Here is a 26,222-nt window from a genome sequence, read left to right on the forward strand (position 1 = left end):
CAAAATTCCATTTTCACCTTTCCATTTGTCCGGTTCACCTAATTTCTGATTTCAAAACTACCTTCACTCCCCTACTTTTGATCCATAAAAAAAATCAACTATTATGGACTCAATAAAGAAAAAAAGAAACGTAAAACCCATTGCCATAGTATTCTTGGCGGTTTTAATAATCTTTGGAACTTTACAACTTTTCAACAAGCCATTAGAAGGAAAACCAGTTACAAGAAAGATCGAAGCACCTCGCGAAGTTTTAACTATTTTGGAAAATTCATGTTTCAGTTGTCATTCCAACGAACAAAAATTAAGTTGGTACGATAAAATTGCTCCGATTTCATGGGCTGTAGACAAGGATGTGAAAAGAGCGAGAGAAGTTCTTAATTTTTCCGAATATACAGATTCTCCCAGCGAACATAAAGGAAATATGTACGCCATTCTCAACATGATGCAAAGCGGAAAAATGCCGCTTCATGAATATACATTGCTTCATCAATCTGCAAAAATTACAGCAAAAGATATCGAAGTGATTAAAAAATATACACTTTCTCTTTCCAGTGCTGTTCCTTCAAAAAAAGAAATTAAATATATTCACCAAAATATCAATATTAAAGAAAATACTACATCTTCAAAATTTCCAGTTTCTCCCAATGGCGTAAAGTATACAGACGATTATAAAAATTGGAGAGTCATTAGTATGAGTACTCTTTTTGATAATTCGGTTCGTGTAATTTATGGAAATGATATTGCCGTAAAAGCCATTGAAACCGAAGATTTTCATCCGTGGCCAGATGGAAGCATCGTTGTAAAATCTGTTTGGAAACAAGAAAAATTAGCGGACGGAGAAGTAAGAGCCGGAGAATTTGTAAATGCACAATTTATGGTTAAAGATTCTAAAAAATATACAGATACCGAAGGTTGGGGATTTGCAAAATTTTCAGGAAACGATCTTCATCCTACTGGCAAAACAGCATCATTTGCAAAAGAATCATGCATCGCTTGTCACCGACAATTAGCCGAAAAAACAGGATATCTATTTGATGTTCCCATGAAAGTAAATACCGAAAGATTAATTAAAAACCTTCAGAAATAATGAAAAAAATATTGCTTATCATCGTATCAATTTGTGCCATATTCACTGCCTGTAAAATTGACGAACCGGATAAAGATTTACATCGTGTTGTTTTTGATCCCGAAAATTTAAAGTTCATTTCGACTTCATTAAATACTACAAAGGAAACCTCATCTGCTTTGTATGGAAACCAGGAAGCGCTGGAATCTTTAACTAATGAAAATAATCAACCGAAACCCAATTCTGAATTTAAATTAGTCACCTGGAAATACCATGAAAATCCTCAATACATCGGAGGAACGATTACAGGGGAATTATTAAGCGTAGAAACTATGAATGCAGATAAAAAAGGAAATATTTCTTATTCGGTGAAAAACTCTTCTGAAAAAGAAAAAATTCAACCTAATAAAGAAGAAAGGATAAAATATATCATGAGTTATAAACCTGTCGTAAGACCGTAATAATAGTAAAAGTGAAATGTGAAGATCCGGAGTTGAGAAAATCGGCTCTGGATTTTTGTAAAGTGAAAAGTGAATCCTCTATTCTTTTCACTTGTGATTTTTTTCAGTTAACAAATTTACAATTGACTTACGACTTACTAAGCAAAATTCACAATTCACTATTAAATTTAACGCATTTTACCTACCTTAACACCTTTAAATTCGCAGTTGTCATGCAGCAACAAAAAATAAAAATTTCACAAGCCGTCATTTGGATAAGTTCTATTTTCTTAGGAGTTTTATCATCGGTTCCACAGCTGGCTTCTCACGCTTTCAATTGGGAGGAAGCCGTTGTCAATTCGACAATTACAGCTGCTTTTTCTGTTATTATGTGGTATCTCAACATTTATATGCTGAACCAAAATTCCGGAAAAAGACGACAAAATATTTCATATTCAAGACTGATGGTCGTTTTGGCTTTCGGGATGATCATCATGTTCGGTCTGGCTTGGATTCAGCAACTTATTTTATCACATATCAATTTTGGTCCAACCATGCTAATGATCGAGGTTCGCGGGATTTTGATCAACCTTGTCTGTTATATGTTTCTGACTTTATTGCAAAATAATTACGCAGGACAACAAGTTCAGCTTGAATTGGAAAAAGTAAAAAGTGATAATCTTGGCGCTCAGTTTGAATTATTAAAACAGCAAATCAATCCACATTTTCTTTTTAACAGTTTAAACACCTTAAAATCAATGGCAGAAACCAATGATTCTGAGACTGTTGACTTTATTATGAAACTTTCTGATTTTTACCGATTTACATTGGAAAGTAGAAAACTGGATTTAATTACCGTGCAGGAAGAAATGAAAATTATTGATTCGTATATTTTCCTACAAAAAGCCCGTTTTGGTGAAGGAATTACGCTTACGAAAGAATTAAGTGATGATGTTTTAAAAACATTAATTCCTCCTTTTACTTTACAATTATTAGTTGAAAATTGCATTAAACATAATATTGTTTCACAAAGCAAACCTTTACATATCAAGATTTATAATTCTGAAAACAGATTGATCATTGAAAATCCAATTCAGAAAAAAATGACCGTTGAAGATTCATTAGGAATTGGACTTGATAATGTAAAACTACGATACAAACACCTGCTTGAACAGGAAATTGAAATTAATTCAAACGAAAAAATCTTTCAAATAAAACTACCTTTTATCCATGAATATAATCATTATTGAAGACGAATTCAGAGCAGCCAAATCTCTCCAGAATTTAATTGCAGAATTAAAACCTGAAGCCAAAATCATGGGAGTTTACGACAGCATAGAAATGAGCATTGAAGCGCTTAAAGAAAATAAACCCGATCTTATTTTCATGGATATCCATTTATCAGACGGACTTTCCTTTGAAATTTTTAAGCAAGTTGAAATTACTTGTCCAGTTGTTTTTTGTACCGCTTTCGATCAATATATGCTCGATGCCTTTAAAAGTAAAGGGGTAGATTATGTTTTAAAACCATTTTCACGCGACGACATCGCCGAAGCTTTCCGAAAAGTGGAAGAATTAAAGAAATTTTTTCAGAAAACAGAACTTCCGGAACTCGAAGCTCTTTTACAGAAAATTACTCAACCACAAACTACGGCAAAATCTAGTTTTTTAGTTTTTAAAAATCAAAAGTACACCACCATTTCAACGGAAAATATTGCGTATTTCTTTATTCATAATGAAATTACGCATTTGATGACTTTCGATAAACAGCAATTTCAGCTTACACAGACATTAGGACAAATTGCCGAACAGGTTTCTCAAAAACAATTTTTCAGAGTTAACCGACAATACATCATAAATTTCAATGCAATTAAAGAAATGGAGCATTATTTTCAGCGAAAGATTTTGGTTAAATTAACCGTTGAAACTCCTGAGCAACTTTTAATTAATAAAGAAAAATCCCACAGTTTCTTTACTTGGCTGGAAGATCGTTAACCTCGAACTTTCAACTCCAACTCTCCATCTAAAAAATTAAAGTTTATAAAATACAGGTTCACCTCACAAATTGTCCGGTTGAACCTTTTTTGTATTCTTTTGCGTCTTCAGGGTATCTACTTTTGAATCAAATTAAAAGAAATGATACTTAAAAATCTAATAGGAACCGCCGCTTTCGTAGCCATTATGTTCACCGTTTCAGCTTTTTCATGTACCGATAAAACTGAAGAAATTCATCAAAATTTAACTTCGAATAATCAAGGCTTTGCCGTTTTAGAACTGTTTACTTCCGAAGGCTGTTCAAGCTGTCCGCCCGCCGATCAATTGATGGGTGACATTGAAAAACAATATCAGGGTCAGCCCGTTTATATTCTCGCTTATCATGTTGATTACTGGAATAATTTGGGTTGGAAAGATAAATTCAGCAATATCGAAAACTCGAAACGACAGCAACAATATGCACAGATTTTACGATCACAAGTATATACACCTCAGTTAATTGTGAATGGTAAAAAAGAGTTTGTAGGTTCAGACCGAAATGCAGTAGAAAATGCAATTCAAACTGCCTTTTTAAATTCTAACAATGCTAAAATTGATTTGTCTGCTAAAGTTTCTGAGAAAGAAATCAATGTTAATTTTAAAACAGATGAAAATAATTCTTCAAACAAATTACTAATCACTCTAATTGAAAAAAAATCTTCCACTAATGTGCAGAGAGGAGAAAATGAAGGTCGTCATTTGATTCATTGGCAAATTGTTCATCAACAAAATCAAATTTCATTAAAAAATTCTTCAGAAGGAGCAACGCGCTTTAAACTGCCGGAAAACTTCAATCCTGCTAATTGGGAAATTATCGGAATGATTCAAAATGTAAAAACCGGAGAAATCTTGGGTTCTACAAAATCTTCTTTCTAAACACAATTATAACATTCATAGAAATTAGTGAAAAACATTCACGACATCTATGTCAAAATATTTTAATCAAAAATATTCAAAATAAAAAATAATTAACAATTTAAAACAATAAAAAAATGAAAACAAAAACAACAAAAATCATCTTTTGGTCAGGCGCAATTTTTATGTCACTTTGGTTTGGAGCAAGCGGTTTCTTTGAACTGACAAAAAATCCTGCAGTTTGGGATATCACACGACAGTTAGGCTATCCACCACATTTTATCTATATTTTAGGTGTATTTAAATTATCAGGAATTTTGGTTTTATTAGTTCCCAACCGATTACTACGATTGAAAGAATGGGTTTTCGCGGGAATGTTCTTTGATATTATTTTCGCCTTCTTTTCAAAAATTGCTGTATTGGGTTTTCCGGCAACGATTGACGCAATTGTAGCCTTTACAGTTCTTTCAGTTACTTACCTGATGTTCAGAAAATTGTATACACCAGAATTAATTTTTGGAGAAATTTAAAGTAAAAATAAAATACACACGTCTTTTATAATGCACACAACTTTTCAGGCATTCCTGATATTAAAAAAGATAAATCCTCTCATTTTATTGAGAGGATTTATTGTTAAAAAAAGGCTGTAGAAAATTTTAATAATTTTCGAAATATTCAAGAAAATAATTCCGTAATCTCTAGAACCTTTTTGTTTTAATTATTCACTAATTTCATAGAACCTTCGCTATATCTTTCACCCACATTCGGATACTTTTTTAAGATCGTATCGATAGTTTCTAAATCTGATTGTGAAAGGACTACATTTACCGCAGCAATATTTTCTTCAAGATATTTGATACGTTTTGTTCCCGGAATCGGAATAATATCTTCACCCTGATTCAAAACCCAAGCTAAAGCTAACTGAGTTCCTTTTATTCCTTTTGACGAAGCAAAATCATTAAGTTCTCTGGCTAAATTTTTATTATTTTCCAAATATTCTTCCTGATAACGAGGAAGTGACTTTCTGAAATCTTCGTCACCAAAATTCTGAACATCATTGATATTTGAAAAAAGCCCTCTTGCCAAAGGAGAATACGGAACCAATGTAATTCCCAACTCTCTGATCGTTGGCAAAATATCACTTTCAATATCTTTCGTTAATAACGAATATTCTGACTGTAAAGCGGTAATTGGATGAATTTTATTCGCTTTCCTGATAGACGCAGGAGAAGCTTCCGATAAGCCTAAATATTTCACTTTTCCGGCTTTCACCAAATCTGCCATTGCACCGACTGTTTCTTCAACCGGAATATTCGGGTCTACTCTGTGAGCATAATACAAATCGATTTCATCAATTTGTAGTCTCTGAAGACTTAAATCCACTGCCTTTTTGATCCATTCCGGCGAACCGTCAAAATAAGTGCCGGGAGCACCGCTATGACTGGCTTTTCCATCTTTAAATCTAAACCCAAATTTGGTTGCGATAAAAATTTTGTCACGATTCGGAACCAAAACTTTGGAGATCAGTTTTTCATTTTCACCGTTTCCATACATATCTGCGGTATCAAGAAAGTTCACTCCTAAATCTAATGCTTTATGCAAAGTGCTTATACTTTCCTGCTCGTCTGTCGGGCCATACGCAAAGCTCATTCCCATACATCCTAATCCAATTGCAGATAACTGCACGCCTGTATTTCCTAATTTTCTAAATTTCATGATAGCTTGTGATTTAAAATTTATAGGACAAAATTATAACCGAAATGCAAGGATCATAATATAGAATTCAAACAAAAAATTATAAAAATCAAACAATCGTAACTCGAACCGCATTTGGTGTCATTCCCGTTTGTTTTTTAAAATAATTGGTGAAATAAGACGGTTCTTCGAAGCCTAATGCGTAAGCAATTTCAACAATATTCCAATCGGTATGTTTTAATAAGGCATGAGCTTCCTGAATAATCCTTGAAATAATCTGCTGACTCGTAGTTTTTCCTGTGATCTCTTTTACAGAACGATTAAGCGAATTAACGTGAATAGATAAACTTTCCGCATAATCCACAGGGCTTTTTAGCTTTAAAAAACGATCCGGACTGTCGATAGGAAATTGCCTTTCAAGCAATTCCATAAATAAAGAAGCTACTCTTTGAGAAGCGTTTTGATAAGGTTCAAAATTTTCTGCGGGGTTCATTTTCATTGTTTCATGAATCAACAAATGAAGATACGCACGCAACATGTCGTATTTATGCAGATAATCTGACTGAATTTCAATCATCATTTTAATAAAAATATCTGAAATAATTTGCTGCTGAGATTCATTCACAAAAAAGATCGGCGTTCCTCCGATTTTGAAAAGTGGCGAGTCCGGAAGCATGCCCAAATGGCTGCCAGCATGCAAAAACTGATCGGTAAAAAGGCAAAAAAAACCTTTCTGATCATCATTATCAGCTTCCCATGAATACGGAATCACAGGATTTGAAAACAGTAAAGCAGGCCGATCAACATAGATCCATTTGTCTGCGTAATGAAGCTTTCCTTTTCCAATAATTAGTGAAATTTTATAATAGTCTCTTCGACTATAAGGCGTAATTGATGAGCAATAATCCCGTGAAAAAACATTGAAATGCCCTACCCCAGGTGTTATTACAGATATCAAATTTTGATTGTGAGCATTTCGCTCATAAAAACCTTTTATTGTTTCTCTGGAATCCATAGTTCAAAGTTATAAAATTCAAACAAAACAATGATGTGAAAATAATTAAAGTGGATAAAATTATTCAGAGGCTGGAAGATGGATGATGGAAGGTTTAGGCAATTTTGAATATTAAATCTCTCCTGCGTCGAAATGACAGACCAGATTAAATAAAAAAAGCAAAACGACCGATCGAATGACCAGCCGTTTGAAAATTGAATGTATAGTTGATAGTTGAATTAATGATGGTCATGTCCTTTGCCATGCTTTTCTTTATAAACATAAGCTTTCTTGTTATTATGTTTATATTTTTTGCCATTATTGTTGTTTCGGTTATAAACTGCCACCGGATTTTGACCTTTGTAATATTTATTTTTAAATTTTAAATATTTCTCACGCCCCATAATTCTTTCAAGCTCCACATATCGGTCGTCTCTCCAATGATCTGGATTTTTAACATAGACTTTATTCCATGAATTATAATCGTGATACCTGTCGTTCAAAGAATAAATTTCATTAGCCTGAGTTTTTGACAGTAACAAATCCGCAATTACACTTTGCCAATTGACATCGGTTATACTCCTTCTATAATCGTTATAATAGTTATAATAATCTGATTGCGCATATGTTAAACCAAATGTTCCGACAAGCATTGCTGTTAATAATAACTTTTTCATTTCACTTCATTTTAAATTAAACTACTGTTGAATTTTCAATTAGAATGCCAAAGATGTGGTACCTATTGCCAATATTTGTTAAATAATTTGTAAGTAATTGACATTCTTTGTCATTATTTTTCAAAAAGTTTTTTTAATTATATCTTTTGTACTCAAAATAATTTAAAACGAATATAAATTCTGTTAAATATTACTGAAAACTAATACATTATATTATTTTAATTTGTAATTTTAAAGGAGATAATGATTTTTACAATCAAAGTTTAACCAATCAAATCTCAATCGTATGGAAAATGTAAAATTTGAAATATCACCTTATCAAGATGAATTGCAGCTATTAATAGATGATAAAAAGGCAGGTTATATGTCCATAGAAATTGATGGTAAATTGCTCATCGTTTACTACACAAAACTCGAGGAAGAACATGAAGGGCAAGGATATGCAAAAATGCTTCTCGATGAGCTGGTGCGTTATGTTGAAGAAAAGGATTTATTAGTAGATCCTGAGTGTGATTTTGTAAGACAACAGTTTGAAAATCACCCGACAAGATATAAACAAATCTGGCACGCATAGTTTAATCTTCCCACCAGATTCTGAACACATTGTCTGATTTATTCAAATCAACAGGTTCACCGATCATTGGGGTTAAAATATTCAGATTTTTATCTTTTCCAAGGCTTGTTACCTTTTTCAATGGCTCATTCCATGCGTGAAGAGCCAATGCAAACTTGGAAGAGTGAACCGGAATAACATTTTTTGATTTCAAATCTATACAAGCCTGGATAACATCCTCGGGAAGACCGTGAATGTATTTCCAGGCTTCGTTGTATTGGCCGTTTTCAATAAAAACATAATCGAAAGGCCCGTATTTTTCACCCATCATTTTAAAATGTGTGTCGTAGCCGCTATCGCCTCCAAGGAATAGTTTTTTTGTAGGCGTTTCCAAAACATAGGAAGTCCAAAGCGTAACATTTCTTTTCACTTTTCGACCGGAAAAATGTCTTGCAGGAGTAAAAGTTATTTTCAGATTATTCTTTAAAATAGCCTCACCACCCCATTCTTCTTCAATTAACTGTTCATATTCATAGCCCCATCTTTCCAAATGAGCACCAACGCCCAATGGTAAAATTACTTTCTTTACTCTATCTTTAATAGCTTTCACTGTGGGATAATCCAAATGGTCATAATGATCGTGTGTGATCACCAGATAATCTATATTCGGAATATCTTCAGGCTTAAAAATATCAGCTCCCGAAAAAGCTTTGTTGAAAAATTTAAACGGAGAACCATATAAACTCAGCACAGGATCAATTAAAAATGAAACTCCATCAGTCTGAATATAATATGAAGAATGCCCAAGCCAGATAAATACATCCTGATCTTTTGAAAAGCTCTTCAAATCGGTATGAATTGAAGGAATATTATGCAAAGGTTTTAATAACGGATCTTTCTTTTTCACCATAAAATCAAACATCACTTTCGGCATGCTATATCCTTCTGCAATAGACGGTGTAGGGCTTAAATTCTGAAACTGGTTGTTCTTATAATGCTTTGATTTTTGCATTCTTTCCAATCTTTCTCCTTTTGCTTCTGCACCGAAAACCTGCTGACCGGTGATGATAAAATATAACAAGACAATCGCTACGACTGCAATAACTAAATAGATCATTTTCTTTAATTGAACATCAAATGTATGACATTATCATATATGACGAACTAAAATAAAAATGCCTTTAATTTTAACTAAATTTATAAAAATTGAAAAGATTTTATTTCTTAAAACTCAACTTATAATGATAAACTTTTTATCTTAGCAATTCAAAAAAAACCAAGACTTGAAAAATTATTACATCCTGATATTGTTCGCATTATCGCTTGCCTCCTGTATATCGGTGAGGAAGCATAACGAACAGACTACTTCTTTAATTTCGCCCGAAAAACTTAAAGATGATGTAGATTTTGCCCATTCAAAATTAAAAGAACTTCATCCGCAACTTTATTGGTATATTTCTAAAAAGGACTTGGATTATAAATTTGATAGTCTGAAACAAACTATTGATCAACCTTTAACGCCAATTCAGTTTTATTTTAAATTACAACCTGTAATTGCGCAAGTTCGTGAAGGACATCTTTCGTTACGAATTCCCCGAAGGAAATTTACCAAAAAGGAAATAAAAGTTCTGGAAACTAAAAAGCCTATGTTCAGTCGATTTGAATATTATGTAAAAGGTGAGCATTTGTATATCATTAAAAATAAAGACTCTGTAGAAAATATTAAACCGGGAACCGAAATAGTAGCCATCAATACTATTCCCGTGGCTGATTTTATGAAAAAATATAATTCGTTAATCAGCAGCGATGGATTTAATACTACTTTTCAGCCTTATTTTTTAAAAGATGTATTCTTTAATTTTTATACCGCAGAAAATGGTTTTGAAGATAAAGCAACCATTCAAACCCTTTATAAAGGTGAAAAAAAAACGTATACTTTAACAAGAGAATTAAAATCTAAAACCGATCTGGCAAAAGACAAAGAACAGGAAAAAAGAACTCAGGAGAAAAAAGTAAACGATTATGTAGCTTTTGATAATTCTTATAACAGAAATTTTAAATTTTTAGATAAAGACAGCTCGATTGCTTACATAAAAGTGAAAAGTTTTTCAAGGGAATATTCTGATAAATTTTATAAAAATAGTTTTGAAAACATTAAAAAATCAGATGCAAAATACCTCATCATCGATGTTCGAAATAATTATGGAGGTTCTTTAGAGGAAATTAATAATTTGTATTCCTATTTGGCTCCAGAACCTTATGTTTTAATTAAACCCTCGCAGGTTACCTCCAAAATCACCCCTTTAAAAACAAACTATTTTAGAAAAAGTAAACCGTTTCAATATGCTTTAAAAAGTATTTTTTATCCTAGTTTTTTCTTCAGTCAGGCTTTCAGCACCTATAAAAAAGACGGAAAAGTTTACTATAAAATGAAGGCAGATAAATCTACAAAACCTAATAAAAATGCTTTTAATGGTAAGGTTTTCGTTTTGATTAATGGCGGCAGTTTTTCCGCTTCATCAATTATTACTTCAAAATTAAAAAATGATAAGCGAATTTTTTTGGTGGGCGAAGAAACAGGCGGCGCCAATGACGGAACTGTTGCGGGATTTTACTCTTATCAGAAACTTCCGAATTCTAAAATTGATTTACCGATTGGGCTTCTTTTGGTGCAGCCCAATATTGAATTTACCCATACTAAAAAAGGGGTAACTCCTGATATTACAGTGACTGAAACGATGGAAGATATTATTGAAAAGAAAGATCCGCAGCTTGAATGGGTGAAAAAAGAAATTGCAAAAGAGAATACTGTTAAATAGTTTCGGCGGACTTTCAGTCCGCCGAAACCCTATTTTTTCAATTCCAACAAAAGATTTTCAATTTGCTTGATATATTTTCCGTAAAAAGCTTTAAACCAATATTTTCCCACTAAAAATAATAGCGGCATCACAACAACCATCGTCCCAATCAAAATACTTGCAATTTTAATATCTGACAAAGGAATCGGTCGCGGAATAAATTCAAGCACAATAATGATTTCGCATACCAAAAACGGTACAAAGGAAAGGTAAAATGACAGGTAATACTGCTTATTGAGATCAAACTGATGCAGCAGATTTCGTAAACTATCAGATGTGTTCATCATGGTGTCGCTCATATTTTTATACAGCTTAAAAAACTGACTGTAAAAGAAAAACGTTACAAAAACCATGGATGCAACCAGAATCGTGATGTAAAATTTAAACTTAAAAGGTCCCGGAGACAAAGCAATCAGACCAAAAGCAAATACAAAAATCCCAACGGTTGACCAAAATTCCATCCGCATATTTTTACGTATTTTTTCTAGCGGTAGATTGATCTTATTTTTCTGTTCAATGCTGATTTCGGGAGTTTCTTCAAGAGAATCATCCTCATTCCAGGTATTTTTTAGTTCGTCTATATTCATTGTTGTTGATTTAAAAAGTTAATATTGAAGTTCAGATTAAAAAAATTCCAAACTTTTTTATTTTGAGTTTAAGATATCTTTCAATTTATTCTTGGCGCGATTCATTTTTACGCGGACATTTCCTTCCGAGATTCCCATCTGTTCCGCAATTTCTTTTCCCGAAAAATCTTCGAGATAATAAAATATAAAAGCCTTATCGATGGGATTTAATTCATGAATAGCATCATACATTTTGCCCAGTTTCTCTTCTTTTTCATGATCATATTCGTCTTGAACAATCTTATAATTAGTGAAATCTTCGTTTCCTATAAAACTTCTCTTTTTCTCAGATTTCAGGAAAATAATGGCCGTATTTAATGCGATTCTGTATAACCATGTAGAAAATTCACTTTCACCTTTGAAATTTGGATACGCTTTCCAGACCTGAAACGTAATCTCTTGAAAAAGATCATCCCGGTCGTCCTTATTATCCATATACATCTTAGAAATCTTGAAAATGATTCCTTTATGCTGTTCAATTTTAGTTAAAAATTCTTGTTCTAAGGTCATGGCTGCTTACTCTGAAGAGTTAGTTGGTCTTTCAAAAATATGTTACAGAAATTTTACGAAAATATTTCAGTTAGAGAAAAAAAACTTTATTAATCGTTTTTATTTGAAGCTATTTCCTGCTTTCCGTTACAATTCCTCATTACTCGGCTCCGCTTCGCTTCGCCGCTCCATTCCGGGATTTTCACTGCAATCAGGGCTAGGAAGATTATCTTTCATTTTAAAATTATCCATAAAATCAACAGTCAAAAATTTTGAATAACAAAAGTTGACCACTAATTAATAAAAACAAATACCACATTATCAGTTTTAACCTAATTTTCATTTTTCATGGCTTAAAATTTGTGTGTAACCTATCACACCAAAAAATATAAATATGCCTTACATTACAAAACAAAGCGACAAAAATTTTCAATTATATTATGAAGATTTCGGTTCCGGACAACCTATTATTTTAATTCACGGTTGGCCATTGAGCGGAAAATCTTGGGAAATGCAGATTCCGGTATTGCTCAATCTTGGATATAGAGTCATTTCTTACGACAGAAGAGGTTTTGGAAAATCTTCACTATCCACAGACGGATACGATTACGATGGATTAACAGCCGATTTACACGAATTAATTTCACAGTTAGAATTACAAAACGTTATTCTTTTCGGTTTTTCCATGGGAGGTGGTGAAGTGGTGCGTTATCTCACGAATTATGGTTCGGAAAATGTAGATAAAATAGCCTTAATATCGTCAATAATTCCTTTAGTCAAACAAAAAGAAGATAATCCTGATGGGGTTCCGCAAGAAAAGCTGAATGAGATTATGCAAAATCTGAAAACCGACAGAATCACTTTTCTGGAATCATTTCATAAAGATTTTTATAATTACGGATTACTTTCACAGTCCGTAAGCCAAAAACAGTTGGACTATGACTGGACAATCGCTGCATTTGCCAACCCAATTGCCACCATAAAATGTGCTGAAAGCTGGGCAAATACAGATTTCCGTCCGGAACTCCCGAATATAAATGTGAAAACATTAATCGTACATGGAGATGCCGACAAAATAGTTCCGATAGAAACCGCAGGAAAACAGGCTGCTGAAGGAATTGCAAATAACGATTTTATAATTATTGACGGTGCTCCACATGGCTTGAATGTCACGCATGCCGACGACCTGAATAGTGTTTTAAGTCGGTTTTTAACAGAACAATAAATTTTCTTTCAATAAAAAAGATTCTTTGGAATCAAAAAAAAATCCGCAATACTTTCTATTGCGGATTTTAATTTTATATAAAGCTTGCTTATAATTTTATTTGAAGTAAAAAGTTATTTAAAGTTTTACTCTAACTCAAAATAAAACTCTAAAACACTCCCATTCTAAAACTCTATTACCCTAAAACTCTCAAACTAAAATTCTTAAAAAATATAATCCGTGCTCAGGAAATTAGAATCATGATCTCTCACAATTGTATTTAATAATTCTTTGTTTGAATCTGTAATTTTAGCCGCAACCAATGAGCGGATGGAAAATGAACGAAGCGCATCAAAAACAGAAAGCGTACCTTCTGCACTATCTTTTCTTCCGGTAAAAGGAAAAACATCCGGGCCTCGCTGAGCCTGACAATTAATGTTCACACGGCTTACCAAGTTCACAAAAGGATCAATTAATTTTGAAACCTCCAATGGATCTTCGCTGAAAATACTTACCTGCATTCCGTGGTCTGCATTCACCTGATAATCGATCGGTTCTTCAATATCATCAAAAGGAACCACAGGAATTACCGGACCAAATTGTTCTTCATGATACAATTTCATTTCATTATTTACAGGATAAACCACTGCCGGAAAAACAAAAGACTCTTCTGTAAATCCACCATTTTCATTCAAAACTTTTGCTCCTTTTGCCAAAGCATCATCAATACATTCTTTCAAATATGGAGGTTTATTCACTTCCGGAAGCGGTGTAATTTTCACATCTTTTTCCCAAGGCAACCCTGGTTTTAAAGCAGAAACTGCAGCCGTTAATTTCTGAGTAAATTCTTCCGCAACATCTTTCTGAACGAAAATTAATTTCAGCGCAGTACATCTTTGCCCGTTGAATGAAAGAGCTCCTAAAATACATTCGCTTACCGCAACATCCAAATTAGCATTTTTAGTTACAATCGCAGCATTTTTAGCATCTAAACTTAAAATAGCACGTAAACGATTAACCTTCGGATGCAGTTTTTTCAATCCATTAGCCACTTTACTTGAACCGATGAACGCTAAAACATTCACTTTTCCGCTTTCCATAATTGGAGTGATGATTTCTGAACCTTTTCCGTATAATGCATTTACCGTTCCTTTGGGGAAAGCTTCTTTGAAAGCATTTAACAACGGATAATGCGCTAAAACGCCATGTTTAGGAAGTTTAAACAAAATTGTATTTCCCATAATTAAAGCAGGAATCAATGTGGTGAAAATTTCGTTTAGAGGATAATTGAAAGGTCCCATACTCAATACGACACCAAGCGGCGCTCTTCTGATTTGAGCAATGGTTCCTTCTGCTTGCTGAAAACGTGAAGATTCTCTGTCAAGATCCTTCAATGCATCCATCGTTTGATTGATATAATCTACCGTTCTGTCGAATTCTTTTGTTGAATCTGCCAACGTTTTGCCGATTTCCCACATCAATAATCTGATCACCAAATCACGCTGCTGAATCATGAGGTATACAAATTTCTGCATACATTTTATCCTGCCTTCTACAGACATTGTAGGCCACTCTCCTAATCCGTTATCGTAGGCTTTTACGGAAGCTTCCAATACTTCCATCGCTTCTTTAGGGCCAATATTCGGGATGGTTCCCAACAATTTTCTTTCCAGTCCGTTTTCAGTCTGAATGCAGACTGGCGAATAAATTTCCTGAACCTCCCCGTTCCATTCTACAAGCTCTCCGTTTAAGAGATAAACTTTCTGATGGATTTCGGGAACCTTATATTCTTCGGGAATTTCGTTTTCTGATTTAAATATTTCTTGAAATGAAGATGTGTTTGCTGAATTCATAAATTTTTAATGTTTAATAGTGTGTAAAATTTGAATAGAATAAAGGTAGATGGAAAATTTGAGTTTAAAAATAGCTGTTTAATAGATTTGCTCTATTTAAAACAAACTTAACATAAGTGATAAAAAGAATATTTTTACCATATGTTTAACTTTAAAATCTTACATTCATCTAAAATTTATTTGAAATAATTTTCACAGCATTTACTAATCTAAACATACTAAAAAAATAAAATTCATGGTTTTAAAATTCGTTTTCAATGCCTTATTACTGTTTTCAGTATTTACAATGGCGCAGCAATCTAAAACACAAAACACCGTATTAGCAGGAGGAAAGCCAGTTCACACCTATGCTAAATTACCGGCAGTAAACAAAGCTGCTCCTAAATTCACGCTTACCGACGTGACAATGAAAGACCAGACTCTTTATTCTTACAAAGGGAAATATTTGATTTTGAATATCTTTCCGAGTGTAGATACTGGGGTTTGTTCTGCTTCTGTACGTCATTTCAATGAAGATGCGGCTAATCTTCCGAATACCGTGGTGCTTTGTATTTCCAAAGATTTACCTTTTGCTCAAAAAAGATTTTGCGGTGCTGAAGGTATCAAAAATGTTGAAATGCTTTCTGATTTCCGTTCAGATTTTGGAAAAACCTATGGTGTAGAAATTACAGATTCTGCCATGAAAGGATTATTGAGCAGAGCGGTTGTCGTGATTGATCCTTCAGGGAAAATTGTTTATGAAGAGCAGGTTGCCGATATGTCGCATGAACCGAATTATGAAAAGGCGATTGCTGCGGTGAAGAAGTAGATTATATAGTCAAAGAAATCAGTTTAAATTATTAGTAAAAATAATTCTTTATATGGAGAATTTTATTATATTTGATTTTAACAAATTAAACAATTACTATGAAAAATTTAAAAAAGATTTCAAGAAATCAATTAAAAGAAGTAAAGGGAGGAGGTTCAACACCAGTTTGTGGTCCTGGCTTATATTATGTTTGTGAGGCAGTGGGTCAATGTGATGAAATTTCAGGTGTAGAAGATTGTCTATGTGCATGTAAACCAAGAGTCCTTCCTACAACATAAGAATTACAAAAGAAACTGTTTCATTTGAAACAGTTTCTTTTGTAATTTTAAAACTTTTTACTTCTTTTTCGTCGTTACCAAAATTACTCCATTCTTTCCATCTTCTTCATACAAAGCTCTAGCTTTTTTATCCTTTAAAATATTAACCGATTCTATTAATTGAGAGTCTATTTTTCTTAATTCTTCAAGGCTAGTAACTCTTCCATCCAAAATCACGATAGGATGTTGGTCTTCTTTTAAGGTTCCGATAGCTCCTCCAATTTTTATTGATTTATTTTTCGGGCTATCATTCTTTACTTGCTGCAACTTATTTTCATCAACTGTCATTACCGCAGGTTTTCCTAAAACCATGGTATGTCTTACAGTTTTCAACCCAGTCAAAACAACCTCGTCTAATTGTTCAGCTTTCAAAGTATCTTGCGTTTTATTTTCCTGTGCATTCACAGCCATAAAACCTCCTGTCGTTAGAATAAAACCCACTGCAAACTTTACAAAAAGTGAATTGATATAAGAATACTGTAAGTCTATATTCAATTGTGATTCATTAAAATAACCACAAATATTTTTCTCGGAAGAGCTTGAAAAAGTATTGATAATTTCCTCGTCAGAAGCAGTCGTAAAATCTCTGACAGTCTTTGAACAAACTGCACAAAACCTTCCTTTTTCTTCAGTAGCCATCGAGTTCCAGTTTTCGTGGCAAGGTTTGGGTATAGTGATATTCATAATTTCCTTTTTTATGTAAAGATGCACGAAAAACGGAAAAGGTTGGAAAGGGCTCAGATTATTTCATTACGAGATTAATTTTTCCTTTAAGACCCTGTTAAATTTTAACTAAGGTTTTCTTTATGATTCTGAAAGTAGCGAAGCGGATTGAAGAATCTCTAATAATATCTGCATAGATTCTTCCTTCGTCAGAATGACAAATACCTATCCTATTTTAAAGATGAAAATACCTCGGGTCAGGATATTGAAACTCATAATTAAGTTCTGAAATTAATTTCGCGGGTGAAATCAATCTTCCTTTCGTTGTTCGCTCTCCTAAATAGGGTAAATCCTTCTGAGCATTGATGATCTCTTCTTTATTCGGATGAACTGGCGCAACCACATTATACACTTTAGACTGCGATTGATTGTCGAGCATTTTTTCAAGTACCGAAACAATATCAGCGTAATGAATATGATTCACCAATTGATCTAAATTGGAAATATTATAATTCTTCAACAATCGTTGATCTCCCATTAATCCGGCTAATCTTAAAATATTGGCTTGAGGAAATTTCGTTAAAATAAAATTCTCGCTTTCTACATTTTCCGCAGGCTGATTTTCTTCTGTAAGTTCTTTTTCCTCCCTCTGAGGATAAACGCCCGTGGAACTCATCAAAAATAATTGACCTTTATAATTTCCGAGGAATTTTAACAGGTTGTCATATCTTTCTTTCATCGAAATCTGCGCTCCTCTGATTCCTGAAATAGGAACCGTAATAATGATCGCGTCTAATTCTGAAGCGACTTCCCATTCATTTATTTTAGAAGGAGCATCCGGAAAATCTACTAATGTGGTGTGATATCCTTTTGAAGAAAATTCTTCTATTTTAGATTCGGAAGTTGTGGTCGCGAATATTTCGTATCGCCCTGCCACTCGTTCTGCAATATGTGTTCCCAGCCAACCGCAGCCAATAATTCCTAGTTTTTTCATTAGTTTATTTCGTTATTTTAATCGTATTATTTTAGTGATTCGTAATTGTCTTCTGGGTTTTGGAAATTTTGTAAAATACGGACAATTTTCAGAACATCATTTTCAATGATGTAAATAAGTGTATTATGTTTTGTAATTAAAATTTTATGATACCTGCTATCCTCATATTTTTGAAACACAATATTTCCTTCACAAATTATCTGCACAATTTCATCCAGCTTTATAAGAAAATCATTTAAAACCTTATCATTCCAATGATGAAGAAGGTAATCCTCTATATTTCGTAAATCAGAAAGTGACTCATCAGAGAATTTTATTTTCATTTCTGTATTTTTCTAAACGTAATCTTGACGCTTCCATCACTTCTTGATAGTCATGAACTCGACCGTATTTAAAATCTTCTTCAGAACGTTTGATTGACTCCAAAATCTCTTCCTTCGTTTCATTGCGCCATTCTTTAATCTCTATCGTTTTAGAAATTACCAAGAGCTCTTCAGGCGTAAATCTTTTCTCTTTCAATTTCTTAAAAAAAGTAGGTTTCTTAATTCCTGATTTCTCAATAATATATGACATTTTAAAAGGAGAATTTTTCAGAATCTCATCAATATTATTTTGAATTTCGATATATTTTTCTATTTCTGCTATCATTATGGTCTAAATTAAAAAATTATTCTATTTATCATCTTTACTATTCTATGCTATTATTTTAATGACTCATAATTTTCTTCTGGATTTTGGAAATTTTGAAGAATTCTATGAATGTACAATACTTCATCTCCATAACTATAAATAATTGAATTATGCTTTGTAAGAAGATACTTATGAAAATGAGTATCCTCATATTTCTGAAAAAGAACTTTCTTTTCCAACAATATTTTTATGGCTTCCTGAAATTTCTCAAAGAAATCTTCCAAAACAGATATATTCCATTTTTCTAAAAGGTACATTTCAATATTCAAAAGGTCTTGTTCTGCTTTATTAGATATTTCGTAACGCATCAGATTTATAATTTTCTATACGTTTTTTCATATTTGCCAAAACCACTTCACCCGGAATACCTTTTCCATTTTTAAAATCTTCCTCGCTCTGTTTCAAAGACTCCAAAATCTCTTCCTTCGTTTCATTGTGCCATTCTTTAATTTCTATCGTTTTAGAAATAATCAAAAGCTCTTCCGGCGTAAATCTTTTCTCCTTTAGTTTCTTAAAAAAAGTAGGTTTCTTAATTCCTGATTTCTCAATAATATATGACATTTTGAAAGGAGAATTTTTCAGAATCTCATCAATATTATTTTGAATTTCGATATATTTTTCTATTTCTGCTATCATTATTTTATGTTTTTAAGTATCATTATCTTATTACAAATATAATAAATTAACTCGATGTACATTTTGATTTGTTTTCGTCACTTCGAGTAGATTTTTGAAAAAAATCGTATCGAGAAGTTTGTAATTTTAAAGATGAATCTGTTCTCGATACATTTTTTCTCCACTTTGTTACGAAAAAACACTCGAACTGACGCATCTAATACCAAACTTTTGCAAAATGCATAACGGGTTAAATCAATGAATATAAGTAAAAATAAAACCCGCATAAAGCAGGTTTTTGAATGACTTAAATTTTAGCCGAATTAGGAGGAGTTTGATCTTTCTTATTAAGTTCAGAATTTTTCGCGGCCTTTACCTGCTCGTTCGTATCGCGGTAGAAAAGTTCCCAACCCGGAACCTGTTTCATTACCGTTACGAGATTGAGGTAAGCCTTCAGCGTTTTCTCCAAATCCTTTCGAATGGCCGATGCGCTCGTCATTAGTCGAAGGTCTGCATTCGCTTCTGCCTGTTCTGCAAATAAAGTTTCGAAAGCTGCCTGCTTAGATTTCATTTCTGTAAAAGCAGTGTCTAAAGAAAGAAGTGTGATTTTGTGTTGATTTTCAGCAGTCTCCAATGCTTCAATCAGCTTTTTCATTTGAGCCGTTTGCGAAGAATAACTTAAACGATCCAGATCCAATCCAAAAGTTTTAAATACGCCATACAAGTCCTCCGCCAACTGATAATTGGGTACGGAAGTCAGCATTCGATAGCCGTTCAGAAAGCCTTTTAGATTGGTGTACGCCAAATCTCTTTCATGATCTGCCGTGGCAACATCCGTTCCTTTTCCGCTATAGACCTGCTTCGTATACACCTTGTCGTATTCGGTATAGGAAGTTTCTAAAGCCGTTACAAGTGGATGATTGGTAATAACAGGATATTTTCCCGATTGAGAATTTGAAATAATTCTTTGTGCTAAAGTCGCAAGATCTTTAGTGTTTAATCTAACTAACGAGATTTTCATAATACAAATGTGTTTTATTTATTAATTAGGCATTAATTACCTAAAACAAATATAAATAATTCTGCATTTAGTTTAAAACATTTTGTGGAGAATAAAATGCAACTGCATGAAGTTCCCCGCAACTTGTTGGAGACTTCCTGCAATTGCAGGAGATTACAAACAACTTTGTTTTAAATAAAATGCAGATGCAGGAGATTTGTTTTAAGAGTGTTTGTGAGTTTCTGCGGATGCGGATGGTTTTGATTGGAATGTTTTGAATAGTATTCTTTTTATAGCGTCCGAAAACGTGAGCTTCATGCTATGATCTGTTTGATGAATACAATCAAGATGCTCGCACCAGCTAGGGCAATTACGGGAAACCGCAATTATTAACGAATAAAGTTTAATATATTTGAAAATTCAAAACAAAAAATTTAGAAAATTTGTTGTTTTTTTTAAATTTATGTAGATTTAAAATTAAATTATAACCAATGGAAGATTTCAAAAAAATATTAAATTTGAATTCAAAAGAAGAAATTACCAATAGATTACTCCAAGCTTTTTCAGTAAACGATTTAAAAGATATTTTCAGTATTGATTCATCAATCAGAACGCAGAAAGATATAATTTATAATATTCAAAAAGGAAATGATGATTCAACGATAAAAAAACAATTATTCAAAAATTTCAATTTACTAAAACAGCATATATATTTTTTTGATATTCAAGGTAAAGTACCGGATAATTTATTCAAAGATCATCAATTTTTATATGAAACCGAAGTAAAATCTAAAAGCCATAAAATTTTTTATTTTTTATTTAAAGAGGATCATACTTTTCTAAATTTAGATATTGAAAAAATACAAACTTTATCATTTTATAGACCTGTTAAAGTTGTAATTAAGGGTACACTTGCGATAATATCAATAAACATTTTAGAAAGAGATTTAAGTGCAATTGTAAAAGCGAAAACCGCAGGTGTTAATAGAAAATCGAATGATAATGGAATTTTAGATTCTATTGCAACTTTTAATAAATCCATTTTCTTTATTAAAAAAGATCTAAATAAAGGAATAAAATTTCTTTGGGAAAATGATACTATTGATGCATACAAAGTAAAATTTAAAAAATCTAAATCTACATCATCGGAAATCATGGATGAAGATAATTTAGTAAAAAAACAAATGCCTGAGTTATATAAGGAAATTATGAAAAGTCCTCTTGATATTACTGTTTTTAAATATCTTTTAAATGACGAATATTTAAAACATTTTACTGCAAATCCTAGAGATGGTATTTTAAGTTTTAACACCTATCCTACTTCAAAAGAAGGTATTGAAACAATTGTAAAGTTAATTGTTCAAAATAATTAGAATGTTTAACAAATTTTTTAAAAACAAAACAAGAATAATTGAAATTACTGATCCGGACAGGATATATATTGAAAATATAAGAAGCTTTTTTAATATTTCAAGCAGATTTGCGAAATTCTTATGTGAAACTGCCGTAAGACAAGGTTTATTTGAGAAAAAAATAGCTATTGAATGTACTAATGAGGATTGCAAAAGAATTATAAAAGTTTTTGATACTTCTGAAGAGTTACCGGATGAACTTACTTGTATCGTTTGCGAAGCAGAAGGTAAAGAAATATATACTTATCAAAAAGATAATTACAAAATAATTGAATTTTATAAATTGGTAAAAGATGAGCATAGATAAAGATAAAGCAAATGTTTATAAAATTTTATCAGAAATAATACAAAAATGTTTTTTGACTTTTGTATTAACAGTAATTTTATGTTTCATAACATATTATCTTGTCACCTCTGAACCTGAATGGGCAAAAACAGCTCCATTAGCAACTATTGAAGGTATACTTACTCATACAGTTTATAAAATGGTAAGTCATTTTTACCCTCAAAAAAAGTAATTGTAATATAAAACAAAGAAACCTGCCTCACAGCAGGTTTTTGTATTGGAAAACTTTGTCAAAGATTTAAACTTTGACAAAGTATGTTAAAACAAACTATCGTCTACAAAATTCGGAAGGGTAACTTTCAGATTAGGTTCTGCTTCCATCGCTCTTTTGATGGCGAAAACAGCGCCTTCATTTCTGGCCCAGCTTCGTCTTGAAATTCCGTTGTTCACGTCCCAGAAAAGCATCGATTTTAATCTTCTGTCGGCATCGTCGCTTCCATCAAGCAACATCCCGAAACCACCGTTGATCACTTCACCCCAGCCAACGCCACCTCCATTGTGAATGGAAACCCACGTCGCCCCACGGAAACTGTCGCCAATCACATTGTGAATCGCCATATCTGCCGTGAATCTCGAACCGTCATAAATATTGGAAGTCTCTCTGTAAGGCGAATCTGTACCCGAAACATCGTGATGATCTCTCCCCAAAACTACCGCTCCGATCTCACCGTTTTTAATGGCTTTGTTGAAAGCTTCTGCGATTTTCATTCTTCCTTCTGCATCGGCGTATAAAATTCTCGCTTGTGAACCTACGACCAGTTTATTTTCCTGCGCTCCTTTAATCCACTGAATATTATCCTTCATCTGTTGTTGAATTTCTTCAGGAGAATTTTTAATCATTTCTTCTAAAACCTCACATGCAATTTCGTCTGTTTTCTGTAAATCTTCCGGTTTTCCGCTGGTACAAACCCAACGGAAAGGCCCGAAACCATAATCAAAACACATAGGCCCCATAATATCCTGAACATAAGAAGGGAACTTAAATTCTCTTCCCAACGTAGGATTTTCTGCCATTACATCGGCTCCGGCTCTTGATGCTTCCAACAAAAACGCGTTTCCGTAATCGAAGAAATAGGTTCCTTTTTCTGTATGTTTATTGATGGCTGCTGCGTGTCTTCTCAACGTTTCCTGAACTTTTTCTTTGAATAATTCAGGATCTTCGGCCATCATGATATTGGATTCTTCAAACGTTTGTCCGACAGGATAATAACCGCCCGCCCAAGGATTGTGAAGCGAAGTCTGATCTGAACCGATATCAATTCTTAAATTCTCTTGGTCAAACTTTTCCCACACCTCAACAATATTTCCAAGATAAGCCAACGAAACCGTTTCCTGATTTCCTTGAGCTTTTCTAACTCTTTCTACCAATTCATCAATGTTTTCATGAATTTCATTCACCCATTTCTGATCGTGACGAATTTTTGTAATCTTTGGATTGACTTCTGCAATGACCGTAACGCAACCTGCAATATTTCCTGCTTTAGGCTGAGCTCCGGACATTCCGCCTAATCCTGACGTTACAAATAATCCTCCTTTTGGTTCTTTATTAATTTTTCTGAAAGCATTCAACACCGTAATCGTTGTTCCGTGAACAATGCCCTGTGGACCGATGTACATATAAGATCCTGCGGTCATTTGTCCGTATTGCGTAACGCCCAGCGCATTGAATTTCTCCCAATCATCCGGTTTAGAATAATTCGGAATCATCATTCCGTTCGTCACAACAACTCTTGGAGCATCTTTATGAGAAGGAAATAACCCCATCGGATGACCAGAATACATGGTTAATGTTTGCTCATCCGTCATTTCCGACAGATATTTCATTGTCAAAAGATACTGAGCCCAGTTCGAGAAAACCGCACCGTTTCCTCCATAAGTAATCAATTCATGCGGATGTTGTGCAACCGCATAATCTAGGTTATTTTGAATCATCAGCATAATGGCTTTTGCCTGCTCAGATTTTCCGGGATATTCGGCAATATCTCTCGCCTTCATCTCATAATCCGGACGAAAACGATACATATAAATTCTTCCGTATTTCTCTAATTCTTCCTTAAATTCTGGTAATAATTCCGCATGAAATTGAGGTTCGAAATAACGTAAAGCATTCTTCAACGCTAATTTTTTCTCTTCTTCTCCTAAAATCTCCTTACGTTTCGGAGCATGATTGATATTGATGTCGTATGGTTTTGGCTGCGGCAATTGGCTCGGTATGCCTTGTTGTATCTGTTCCTGGAATGTCATATTACAGTTTAAAGTTCTATATTTAACGTTAAAAGTTAATTGAAAATTCAAAGTTTTAAAGATATTCAATTTGGAAAACTCGTGCAAATAATGTGTGAAAATTGAATTGTATAGTGAATTCCCCTCCTTTGGAGCAGAAAATTTACTGTTTAAGTTTAACAAAAAAACCTCGCTGAAATTCAGCAAGGTCATTTATATAAAGTGAGAACTTTTAAGTTAAAACATCATCATTTTCTTCTTCATGATCGTCATCATTGTCACTTAGGCTCCAGTAATTATTTTCTTCATCTTCGGAACCAATTTCTTCCATTTCATCATCGTCATCAACGCCTGGAATATCTAGTCCTTTATCGATTTTGTCATCATCTTTATTTTCATTAAAAATCGGATGTCCGTCGCCATCTAAGGGAATATGTTTTTCCTGATTAAAAATATCTTCGTTCGGATTATAATCCATTTGTTCTAATTTTCTTTCCTGTTCTTTAGGATTATCTTCTGGTATCATAATATTAATATTTTAGTGTAATTTGTAATCCTCAAAAATGATTCCAAGCTTTCTGAAAAGGAAAATTTAAATGAAATTTTAATTTTTTGATTTAGAAATGAGGTTATCGGCTGGAAGATGGAAGATTGAAGCTGGAAGTTTTAAAAGCGTCTTTCAAAATCAACCTCCAGCTTCCATCTTCCAGCCTGTAAAATTCACATTATTGAGTATACACTTCAGGATTTGCACAATGCGGAAGCTTCTCTCCTTTTGAAAACGCAATGATATTTTCAGCAGCTAGTCTCGCCATTCCCTCTCTTGCTTCTATTGTTGCAGAACCGATGTGTGGCAAAACACAAACATTGGAAAGTTCCAAAATAGGATCGTCTTTGAAAATTGGTTCAGGATTCGTTACATCCAGTCCGGCACCCCAGATCTTATGTTCAGCCAAAGCATCATACAGGTCTTTCTGATTATGGAAACCACCTCTCGCCGTGTTTATAAAAATAGCATTCGGTTGCATTTTTTCGAAAATAGAAGCATTGAATAATTCTTTCTGTTCAGGTCTGAAATTCGCATGAATACTTAAAACATCGGACTGCTCGATGAGTTCATCAAACGAAACATATTTTGCATTGAGTTCTCTTTCTGCTTCTTCATTATGATGGCGATTGTGATAAATAATATTCATATCAAATGCTTTCTGAGCCTTTTTAGCCATCTCAAAGCCAATTCTGCCCAATCCAAAAATCCCTAATGTTTTTCCGTACAGTTCCTGACCTAACGCATGAAGCGGATCAAAATCGCCCCAATTTCCGCTTTTTACTTTCTCAAAATTAAAACTTGCTCTTCTTGCAACCGATTGCATTAATAAAAAGGCAACATCGGAAGTCGCTTTGCTTAATACATCCGGTGTATTTCCGATCGGAATATGTCTTTGGTTGGCTTCTTTAATATCAACATGATCAAATCCTACGGAATACAAAGCAATTGTTTTGATATCCGGGCATTCGTTGAAGAAATTCTGATCGTATTTAAATGCACCTCCAACGCTTAAAATCGCATCGTTTTCTTTGCAGTAGCTTAGCCATTCATCATGTGATAAAGTCTCATGCTCGGGGATGAATACTTCTAATCCCGCATCTTTCAGCATGTTGATTCCTATCTCGGGAATTCTTTTGTTTACGAAAACTTTCATTCTATTTTGTTATTATTTTGATTACTATTTTCAAATAAAAAACCTCACTCCTAAAAAAGTAAGGTTCTATTTAACTTTAATATATAAAAATTGATTGTCATCCAAAA

31 protein-coding genes are annotated in these 26,222 nt (G+C 33.3%); 14 read left to right on the top strand and 17 right to left on the bottom strand.

Annotated features, from left to right (window positions below; all coding sequences use genetic code 11):
* Nucleotides 1-103: 103 nt before the first annotated feature.
* From ABEG63_RS11165 to ABEG63_RS11190, 6 genes are all read left to right on the top strand, one after another.
* Nucleotides 104-1,087 (top strand): heme-binding domain-containing protein, encoded by a 984-nt coding sequence (locus tag ABEG63_RS11165; RefSeq protein WP_346584810.1) that lies wholly within the window; start codon nucleotides 104-106, stop codon nucleotides 1,085-1,087.
* Entirely contained in the window at nucleotides 1,087-1,527 is a 441-nt protein-coding gene (locus tag ABEG63_RS11170; protein ID WP_346584812.1) for a hypothetical protein, read from the top strand. Before ABEG63_RS11165 ends, ABEG63_RS11170 begins: the two co-directional genes overlap by 1 nt.
* Before the next feature lie 212 nt (nucleotides 1,528-1,739).
* On the top strand, nucleotides 1,740-2,756 hold the full coding sequence (locus ABEG63_RS11175; RefSeq protein WP_346584814.1) for a sensor histidine kinase: 1,017 nt from the start codon (nucleotides 1,740-1,742) through the stop codon (nucleotides 2,754-2,756).
* Nucleotides 2,737-3,501, top strand: a complete 765-nt coding sequence (locus ABEG63_RS11180; RefSeq protein ID WP_346584816.1) for a LytTR family DNA-binding domain-containing protein — start codon at nucleotides 2,737-2,739, stop codon at nucleotides 3,499-3,501. The genes ABEG63_RS11175 and ABEG63_RS11180 overlap by 20 nt, the downstream gene beginning before the upstream one ends.
* Before the next feature lie 141 nt (nucleotides 3,502-3,642).
* Nucleotides 3,643-4,416: a DUF1223 domain-containing protein gene (locus tag ABEG63_RS11185; protein WP_346584818.1), complete on the top strand. Its 774-nt coding sequence runs from the start codon at nucleotides 3,643-3,645 to the stop codon at nucleotides 4,414-4,416.
* Between the two features lie 116 nt (nucleotides 4,417-4,532).
* A complete protein-coding gene (locus ABEG63_RS11190; protein ID WP_312391014.1) occupies nucleotides 4,533-4,925 on the top strand; it encodes a DoxX family protein in 393 nt (130 codons plus the stop codon).
* A 184-nt stretch (nucleotides 4,926-5,109) separates the two neighbouring features.
* Here ABEG63_RS11190 and ABEG63_RS11195 read toward each other — a convergent pair whose 3' ends face one another.
* The 3 genes from ABEG63_RS11195 to ABEG63_RS11205 all read right to left on the bottom strand — a co-directional run bounded on the left by ABEG63_RS11195 (nucleotide 5,110) and on the right by ABEG63_RS11205 (nucleotide 7,761).
* Nucleotides 5,110-6,111, bottom strand: coding sequence for an aldo/keto reductase (locus ABEG63_RS11195; protein WP_346584820.1), 1,002 nt, complete (start codon nucleotides 6,109-6,111; stop codon nucleotides 5,110-5,112).
* Between the two features lie 88 nt (nucleotides 6,112-6,199).
* Nucleotides 6,200-7,105, bottom strand: coding sequence for a helix-turn-helix transcriptional regulator (locus ABEG63_RS11200; RefSeq protein WP_346584821.1), 906 nt, complete (start codon nucleotides 7,103-7,105; stop codon nucleotides 6,200-6,202).
* A 218-nt stretch (nucleotides 7,106-7,323) separates the two neighbouring features.
* A complete protein-coding gene (locus tag ABEG63_RS11205) occupies nucleotides 7,324-7,761 on the bottom strand; it encodes a hypothetical protein (RefSeq protein WP_346584822.1) in 438 nt (145 codons plus the stop codon).
* A gap of 286 nt (nucleotides 7,762-8,047) precedes the next feature.
* On the opposite strand from ABEG63_RS11205, the gene ABEG63_RS11210 reads away from it, so the two are divergent.
* The gene (locus ABEG63_RS11210) at nucleotides 8,048-8,335 is read left to right on the top strand and encodes a GNAT family N-acetyltransferase (protein WP_267402596.1); all 288 of its coding nucleotides are present in this window, start codon (nucleotides 8,048-8,050) and stop codon (nucleotides 8,333-8,335) included.
* 1 nt (nucleotide 8,336) lies between these two features.
* Here ABEG63_RS11210 and ABEG63_RS11215 read toward each other — a convergent pair whose 3' ends face one another.
* Nucleotides 8,337-9,431, bottom strand: coding sequence for an MBL fold metallo-hydrolase (locus ABEG63_RS11215; RefSeq protein WP_346584824.1), 1,095 nt, complete (start codon nucleotides 9,429-9,431; stop codon nucleotides 8,337-8,339).
* A gap of 166 nt (nucleotides 9,432-9,597) precedes the next feature.
* On the opposite strand from ABEG63_RS11215, the gene ABEG63_RS11220 reads away from it, so the two are divergent.
* Complete coding sequence (locus ABEG63_RS11220; protein WP_346584826.1) at nucleotides 9,598-11,133, top strand: S41 family peptidase; 1,536 nt, start codon at nucleotides 9,598-9,600, stop codon at nucleotides 11,131-11,133.
* 29 nt (nucleotides 11,134-11,162) lie between these two features.
* Here ABEG63_RS11220 and ABEG63_RS11225 read toward each other — a convergent pair whose 3' ends face one another.
* Entirely contained in the window at nucleotides 11,163-11,759 is a 597-nt protein-coding gene (locus ABEG63_RS11225; protein WP_346584828.1) for a hypothetical protein, read from the bottom strand.
* Between the two features lie 57 nt (nucleotides 11,760-11,816).
* Entirely contained in the window at nucleotides 11,817-12,308 is a 492-nt protein-coding gene (locus ABEG63_RS11230; protein ID WP_346584830.1) for an RNA polymerase sigma factor, read from the bottom strand.
* Between the two features lie 373 nt (nucleotides 12,309-12,681).
* On the opposite strand from ABEG63_RS11230, the gene ABEG63_RS11235 reads away from it, so the two are divergent.
* The gene (locus ABEG63_RS11235) at nucleotides 12,682-13,512 is read left to right on the top strand and encodes an alpha/beta hydrolase (protein ID WP_346584832.1); all 831 of its coding nucleotides are present in this window, start codon (nucleotides 12,682-12,684) and stop codon (nucleotides 13,510-13,512) included.
* 203 nt (nucleotides 13,513-13,715) lie between these two features.
* On the opposite strand, the gene ABEG63_RS11240 is transcribed toward ABEG63_RS11235, so the two are convergent.
* Nucleotides 13,716-15,344, bottom strand: a complete 1,629-nt coding sequence (locus tag ABEG63_RS11240) for an NADP-dependent glyceraldehyde-3-phosphate dehydrogenase (protein WP_346584834.1) — start codon at nucleotides 15,342-15,344, stop codon at nucleotides 13,716-13,718.
* 235 nt (nucleotides 15,345-15,579) lie between these two features.
* On the opposite strand from ABEG63_RS11240, the gene tpx reads away from it, so the two are divergent.
* Both tpx and ABEG63_RS11250 read left to right on the top strand, forming a co-directional pair.
* Complete coding sequence (gene tpx, locus ABEG63_RS11245) at nucleotides 15,580-16,152, top strand: thiol peroxidase (RefSeq protein WP_346584835.1); 573 nt, start codon at nucleotides 15,580-15,582, stop codon at nucleotides 16,150-16,152.
* 98 nt (nucleotides 16,153-16,250) lie between these two features.
* Nucleotides 16,251-16,430 (top strand): hypothetical protein, encoded by a 180-nt coding sequence (locus ABEG63_RS11250; protein ID WP_267402588.1) that lies wholly within the window; start codon nucleotides 16,251-16,253, stop codon nucleotides 16,428-16,430.
* Nucleotides 16,431-16,487: 57 nt separating this feature from the next.
* On the opposite strand, the gene ABEG63_RS11255 is transcribed toward ABEG63_RS11250, so the two are convergent.
* The 7 genes from ABEG63_RS11255 to ABEG63_RS11285 form a co-directional block, all read right to left on the bottom strand.
* Complete coding sequence (locus tag ABEG63_RS11255) at nucleotides 16,488-17,153, bottom strand: hypothetical protein (protein ID WP_346584837.1); 666 nt, start codon at nucleotides 17,151-17,153, stop codon at nucleotides 16,488-16,490.
* Nucleotides 17,154-17,367: 214 nt separating this feature from the next.
* On the bottom strand, nucleotides 17,368-18,126 hold the full coding sequence (locus tag ABEG63_RS11260; RefSeq protein WP_346584838.1) for a hypothetical protein: 759 nt from the start codon (nucleotides 18,124-18,126) through the stop codon (nucleotides 17,368-17,370).
* Between the two features lie 26 nt (nucleotides 18,127-18,152).
* Nucleotides 18,153-18,449 (bottom strand): type II toxin-antitoxin system RelE/ParE family toxin, encoded by a 297-nt coding sequence (locus ABEG63_RS11265; protein ID WP_312391050.1) that lies wholly within the window; start codon nucleotides 18,447-18,449, stop codon nucleotides 18,153-18,155.
* On the bottom strand, nucleotides 18,430-18,774 hold the full coding sequence (locus ABEG63_RS11270) for a hypothetical protein (RefSeq protein WP_312391052.1): 345 nt from the start codon (nucleotides 18,772-18,774) through the stop codon (nucleotides 18,430-18,432). The genes ABEG63_RS11265 and ABEG63_RS11270 overlap by 20 nt, the downstream gene beginning before the upstream one ends.
* A 53-nt stretch (nucleotides 18,775-18,827) precedes the next feature.
* Nucleotides 18,828-19,124, bottom strand: a complete 297-nt coding sequence (locus tag ABEG63_RS11275; protein ID WP_346584841.1) for a type II toxin-antitoxin system RelE/ParE family toxin — start codon at nucleotides 19,122-19,124, stop codon at nucleotides 18,828-18,830.
* Nucleotides 19,105-19,452 carry a hypothetical protein gene (locus tag ABEG63_RS11280; RefSeq protein WP_346584842.1) on the bottom strand — a complete coding sequence of 116 codons (348 nt, stop codon included), beginning with the start codon at nucleotides 19,450-19,452 and terminating at the stop codon, nucleotides 19,105-19,107. The genes ABEG63_RS11275 and ABEG63_RS11280 overlap by 20 nt, the downstream gene beginning before the upstream one ends.
* A 286-nt stretch (nucleotides 19,453-19,738) precedes the next feature.
* Nucleotides 19,739-20,452: a DUF6261 family protein gene (locus ABEG63_RS11285; protein WP_346584844.1), complete on the bottom strand. Its 714-nt coding sequence runs from the start codon at nucleotides 20,450-20,452 to the stop codon at nucleotides 19,739-19,741.
* A 470-nt stretch (nucleotides 20,453-20,922) separates the two neighbouring features.
* Between ABEG63_RS11285 and ABEG63_RS11290 the strand changes: the two genes are divergently transcribed.
* Genes ABEG63_RS11290 through ABEG63_RS11300 form a run of 3 tightly spaced genes read left to right on the top strand, consistent with a single transcriptional unit; the run spans nucleotide 20,923 to nucleotide 22,361 of the window.
* Complete coding sequence (locus ABEG63_RS11290; protein WP_346584846.1) at nucleotides 20,923-21,804, top strand: hypothetical protein; 882 nt, start codon at nucleotides 20,923-20,925, stop codon at nucleotides 21,802-21,804.
* 1 nt (nucleotide 21,805) lies between these two features.
* Entirely contained in the window at nucleotides 21,806-22,150 is a 345-nt protein-coding gene (locus ABEG63_RS11295; protein ID WP_346584847.1) for a hypothetical protein, read from the top strand.
* Nucleotides 22,137-22,361 carry a hypothetical protein gene (locus ABEG63_RS11300; protein ID WP_346584849.1) on the top strand — a complete coding sequence of 75 codons (225 nt, stop codon included), beginning with the start codon at nucleotides 22,137-22,139 and terminating at the stop codon, nucleotides 22,359-22,361. The genes ABEG63_RS11295 and ABEG63_RS11300 overlap by 14 nt, the downstream gene beginning before the upstream one ends.
* Nucleotides 22,362-22,447: 86 nt before the next feature.
* Here ABEG63_RS11300 and ABEG63_RS11305 read toward each other — a convergent pair whose 3' ends face one another.
* The 3 genes from ABEG63_RS11305 to ABEG63_RS11315 all read right to left on the bottom strand — a co-directional run bounded on the left by ABEG63_RS11305 (nucleotide 22,448) and on the right by ABEG63_RS11315 (nucleotide 26,115).
* Entirely contained in the window at nucleotides 22,448-24,433 is a 1,986-nt protein-coding gene (locus ABEG63_RS11305; RefSeq protein WP_346584851.1) for a urocanate hydratase, read from the bottom strand.
* 211 nt (nucleotides 24,434-24,644) lie between these two features.
* On the bottom strand, nucleotides 24,645-24,938 hold the full coding sequence (locus tag ABEG63_RS11310; RefSeq protein WP_346584853.1) for a hypothetical protein: 294 nt from the start codon (nucleotides 24,936-24,938) through the stop codon (nucleotides 24,645-24,647).
* A 199-nt stretch (nucleotides 24,939-25,137) separates the two neighbouring features.
* The gene (locus ABEG63_RS11315; protein WP_346584855.1) at nucleotides 25,138-26,115 is read right to left on the bottom strand and encodes a D-glycerate dehydrogenase; all 978 of its coding nucleotides are present in this window, start codon (nucleotides 26,113-26,115) and stop codon (nucleotides 25,138-25,140) included.
* Nucleotides 26,116-26,222 lie beyond the last annotated feature (107 nt).

Source organism: Chryseobacterium sp. C39-AII1, assembly GCF_039672645.1.
Taxonomy (GTDB): domain Bacteria; phylum Bacteroidota; class Bacteroidia; order Flavobacteriales; family Weeksellaceae; genus Chryseobacterium.